4 protein-coding genes are annotated in these 5,186 nt (G+C 46.2%); all 4 read right to left on the bottom strand.

Annotated features, from left to right (window positions below):
• Window positions 1-1,337, bottom strand: a 1,337-nt coding sequence (locus F6K20_RS23355) for an efflux RND transporter permease subunit (protein ID WP_287296199.1), incomplete at its 3' end; no start/stop codon positions are given.
• 3 nt (window positions 1,338-1,340) lie between these two features.
• Complete coding sequence (locus F6K20_RS23350; RefSeq protein WP_287266488.1) at window positions 1,341-1,559, bottom strand: hypothetical protein; 219 nt, start codon at window positions 1,557-1,559, stop codon at window positions 1,341-1,343.
• A gap of 85 nt (window positions 1,560-1,644) precedes the next feature.
• Window positions 1,645-3,333 carry an efflux RND transporter periplasmic adaptor subunit gene (locus tag F6K20_RS23345; RefSeq protein WP_287266491.1) on the bottom strand — a complete coding sequence of 563 codons (1,689 nt, stop codon included), beginning with the start codon at window positions 3,331-3,333 and terminating at the stop codon, window positions 1,645-1,647.
• 587 nt (window positions 3,334-3,920) lie between these two features.
• Window positions 3,921-5,186: excinuclease ABC subunit UvrC (locus F6K20_RS23340; protein WP_287296197.1), on the bottom strand; the 1,266-nt coding region annotated here is incomplete at its 5' end.

The following is a 5,186-nucleotide window of genomic DNA, read 5'->3' as shown; positions in this document are numbered from 1 at the left end:
ACCGCGACAATAGTTGCGGTGGTGGCTACTACAGCTAAACCAATTTCCCGGGCCCCATCCCACGCTGCTCTCATGGGTTTCTTACCCATATCCAAGTGCTGGTCGATATTTTCAATCATGCAAATGGCATCATCGACCAAGTTCCCCACGGCTAGGCCTAAACCCAGTAGGGTCATATTGTTAAGGGTATAGTTTAGGGCTTTCATCACCAGAAAGGTGGGAATAATTGATAAAGGTAGCGCTATTGCTGTAATTAGAGTTACCCGCCAATTTCTCAGAAATATCCCCACGGTGAATACAGTCAGTATTGAACCGATAATTAGGGAATCAATGGTTGCTTGGTAGGACTCACGGATGGAATCAGCACGGGTGAAGATCAAGCGCAGTTCAATATCCTCTGGCAGGGTAGTTTTTAGTTGAACAACCGCCTTGCGAACCCCTTCTTCCACCGAGACTAAACTGCTACCAGTGCTGCGCAGCACAGAAAAGGCCACCACTGAATCCCCATTCAGATAGGCAGCTTTCCTAAGATCACCAAAGCCGTCGGTCACCTCTCCCAAACTGGAAAGGGGAACATTTGCGCCATCTGGGAGTACAATACGGTAGTTTTTTAACTCTTCGACTGTCTTAGCACTTCCGAGAGTCCGAACATTCTGTTCAGCGCCGCCGATGTTACCGCGACCACCGGGTAAGTTGACATTAAAAGTCCGAATTTGGTCATTAACTTGGGTAGCAGTGATACCAAAAGCTTGTAATCTAGCGGGGTCAAGGTCAACTCGAATTTCCCGGTCAACTCCTCCGAGTCGATCAATTTGGGCAACTCCCGGTACATTAACCAGATCACGGCTAATTTTCCGGTCAACTAGATCACTCAACTCCTCCACCGAGCGTTTGTTAGAAGCTACCGCATAGGTCATCACTGAACCCCCGGAAAATTCTAACCGTCTGACAATAGGTTCGTTGATATCTAGGGGCAAACTTTGGCGAATTTGAGCTACGGCATTGCGTACATCATTCGTTGCCTGATTGCTATCAGTTCCCAGGACAAAATTGATAACGGTTCTTGAGCTGCCATCAGTAACCGTGGAGCTGATTTGGTCAATATTTCCGAGGCTAGCAACAGCATCTTCAACTTTTTTCGTGACCTGGAATTCCAGTTCTGCAGGTCCTGCTCCTGGCTGGGTAACAGTAACCATCACCGCTGGAAGATCAATATTAGGGAGCCGATCAATTCCCAACTGCATAAAGGAGAATAGACCGACTATTCCTAAAACCAGGAACATGACCAGAGTAGCAACCGGATTTTTAATTGACCAAGAGGAGACGTGGAAGGACATCTTTTAAATAGTTGAAGGTTGAACGCGATCGCGTGGCCTATTGGCCAAGGTTAGTTGGTTGAAGGTTAGTTGGTTGAAGGTTAGTTGGTTGAAGGTTAGTTGGTTGAAGGTTAGTTGGTTGAACGCGATCGCGTGGGCTTTTGGCCAAGATTGTGCCCGTAGCGTGGGCTTTTGGCCAAGGTTATTTGCCCAATATCGAACCTGTAACCGGCTAACTTTCAACCGTTAATCAACATGGAAGCTGTAACCGGTTAACTTTCAACCGTTAATCAACATGGAAGCTGTAACCGGTTAACTTTCAACGCTTCTATGGAGTTTCTAATACTTGGACGGGATCGCCGTCTTTGAGGAAAGCAGCACCTTTGACTACAATGCGATCGCTTGCGGATAAACCACTCTTGATTTCTACTTGCCCACTAGGGAGCAGTTCTCCCATTACCACTGGTTGTGCTTTAACGGTGTTATCTGCTTCGAGTCGGTAAACGATAGCGCTAGTGTCGGCTTGGGGCAATACTGCTTTCGATGGTATAGTTAGACCGGTAGTGGCTGAGGTGGTGATGGAGCCTTGTAAAAACATCCCTGGTCGCAAGGTGCCGGAATTGGGTAAATCTACTTTTACCAGAGCCTGACGAGACTGCTGATCAACTATCGGGTCAATTTCTCGTACTGTTCCAGAAAGCTTCAGGCGGCTATCTCCTTTAGAAGATATTTCTACTGGTTGTCCAATCTGAATTTGGGACAGTTGGGTTTCGGGTACCCTTAATAACAGTTCCAAACGCCCCTTTTCGATAATGGTAAAGAGTGTTTCTGACGAAGAGGTAATATCACCGACACGGGCATTTCTAGTGGCTACTTTGCCACTGACTGGTGCCACCACTTGGGTATCGTTCAGTTGCGCCATCACTAACTGGACTTGTGCCTTTTCTCTAGCCAGTTGAGCTTGGGCTTGAGCAATTACTTCTGGACGGGAACCAGCCAATCTTTGCTGGAGCTGCTGTTGCGCTTCTACGACAGCGGCTTCTAACTGAGCAATTTCTGGGGAGTTGGTGTTTCGTGTTTGCTCAAGGCGTTGTTGGGCTTCAGATAAATTCGCTTGAGCACTGAAATATTGACTTTCCACCTCATTATAGCGGTCTTGGGAGATGGCTCCCTCGGCAATCAATTTTTCCTGGCTCTCGAAGCGACGTTTAGCTAGACTCAACTGTGCAACAGCCGATGCCACTCGGGCTTTGGCTTGGTCAATTTGTCTAGGGATACTGGCTTGGGCCTGTCTTAGACGAGCTTGGGCTTGGTCTAGACGAGCTCTAGCTTGGGCTTTTTCTTCTGAGCGTGTCCCTGCTTTGAGTTCTGCTAAACGGGCTTCAGCTTGGGCAACTGCTGCCTGAGCTTGAGCTAACTGTGCCTGAAGCACAGCATTATCTAGCCTGACCATTACTTGTCCGGCCTTGACAAATTCCCCTTCTCTAACCAGTACCTGTTTAATCTGTAAACCCGTTGCTTGGGATTTGACCCTAATCTCCTCAAAAGCAGCAACACTACCAATAGCTTCTAGGGTTCGGTTAACTGTGGTGGTTTTTACGTCTGCCACTGTAACAGTTTGAGCAGGTACAGCAGAGGCAACAGCCCCAGGGGTTTCAGCAGAGGGGACAGCCGCAGGGGTTTGAACAGTTTCAGCAGGGGAATCGGTTTTTTGAACCTTTGGAGCTGTCCCGATCAATCGCATTCCTACGAAAGTCAGCATAATTCCCATACCCATAGCAATCACTAAACTACCTGCTCCTGATGTCAAGGAGTTTTGGGATTCACTAGTCCCGGAGCTGGGTAATGATGAGGCTGAATCCTCCTGTTGGTGATTAGCTTGGTGTAATGGTTGGTGATCTGGCTCAGTGATAGTGCCAGAGCCATTCAGCTGAGATCTCTGTTGGTGATCTGGCTCAGTGATAGTGCCAGAGCCATTCAGCTGAGATCTCTGTTCATCTAAAGTGTTTCGGGTCATGGTTATTCCCCTGTTACTGGTAGTGCTGGGTAATTTTATTAAAGAAAGATGATTTTTTAGGGTTACTTCTTAATATAACTTAAAAATTATTAACTTAAAAAGTATTAGGACCTGAGCTGAAACTGTCTATCCATGTTTTTTCTTAATCAAATAAGATGTATAATAGTTAATCACATAATTTAGTCACCGATTCAGCCCTCCCCAACATCGACATCGGCAAAGCATCGCCAAAGAGCACAGAAAAAAGCCCACAGAAAGAAAGCCCACAGGAAGCGATGCTCCTAAGGAGCCGCTACGGGAACGCGAAACCTACAAGTCCTTTACATCCAAGTCCATTGAGTCAAACGACTTAGAGAGTAAACCTACTTAGAGATTGATACCGCAACGTCTATATCTTCAGACTAATTGGCAGATCAGACTAGATTGTCTCAGTTTTTCTTTCATAGGTGCGCTTTCCGCATCTAATTATTAAATTCGCCACGGGTCGCACCTGTTGTTGCCTCAGTTTTTGTGTGGCATTTTCCTCTGTTTGCTGACCGATAAAACTCTAGTAGTAGTTATAAGATATACCTTTTAAAAAGGTCTAGTCATGGGTGGAAGTAGTGATAAATTTCCTTGGATAAACGCAAACCAATGCCTGGTACTTCAGCAAGCTGTTTAACCGATGCGTTGCGAATATAATCAATGGAGTTAAAGTGAGCCAATAACTGTTTTTGCCGCTGAAATCCCAATCCAGGAATCTCATCTAAACGGGAACGATTTAACTGACTACTTCTTTGTTTCCGATGAAAATTCACCGCAAACCGATGAGCCTCATCTCTGACCCTGCGTAAAAGTTGCACCCCTGGTTGCTCGGGATCAGTGTTTAAGGGTAATGGCTCCTCTGGTAAAAATAGTTCTTCGTACTGTTTAGCTAAGCTTACCACAGGCACTTCTTCTTGTAAATTTAGCTCTTGCAATACTGCTACAACTGCTGACAGCTGTCCTTTTCCGCCATCAATAATTACCAAATCAGGCCAATCTTTTCTGAGTGTTGAGTGTTTAGTGTTGCTTGTTGATTGTTGAGTTTTGGGTGTTGAGTTTTGGTTGTTGAGTGTTGAGTGTTTAGTGTTGCTTGTTGAGTTTTGATTATCTGCTAGTTCTGGTTCGAGTTGACTTTTTTTGAAGCGACGGCGAATCACCTCAGCAAGGCTAGCAAAATCATCGGAGTGACCGACAGTGATATTAGGATTTTTGATCTTGTAGTGACGGTAGTGCTGCTTGGCTGGTGTGCCATCTAGAAACACTACCTGAGAAGCCACTGCATTGCTCCCCTGGATGTGGGAAATGTCATACCCTTCTATGCGCCGTGGTAAATCCGGTAAGTCAAGAATGTTAGCTAAATCCTCCATGGCTTTGGTGTTGCGGTCAACCAATCGCTGGGTGCGTTCCAGTTCATAGTTAGCATTGCGCTTGACCATTTCAATCAGTTCAGCTTTGGTTTGCCGTTGGGGAGTGAGTATAGTCACATTTCGACCTTTGCTCCGGCTCAAATAGTCAGCCAACATCTCCCCATCGGGTAACGGGTGTTGCACCAAAATTTCTGTGGGGATTTCCACCGCATCAGCAGTTTGGTAATGCTCTTCTAAAACCCGTTGTAAAATGGCTCCGAGTTCTATCCCCCCATTCCCTTGAGGGGCTACATCGGCAAAAAATCCCAAGCGCCCGACTAAGTGACCAGCACGGATCTGAAATAGTTGGATGCAAGCATGTTTGGCATCAGCCGCTAGTGCGATCGCATCTCGTGATACAGTATCGTCAGGTAAGGCTACTTTTTGGTCTGTACTGAGGGAATTAAGTCCAGTAATCTGATA

This window comes from Moorena sp. SIO2C4 (genome assembly GCF_010672485.1).
In the GTDB taxonomy this organism is placed as follows: domain Bacteria; phylum Cyanobacteriota; class Cyanobacteriia; order Cyanobacteriales; family Coleofasciculaceae; genus Moorena; species Moorena producens.
Note: the sequence above shows the minus strand (reverse complement) of the source record. Positions and strands in the feature narration are given on the sequence as shown.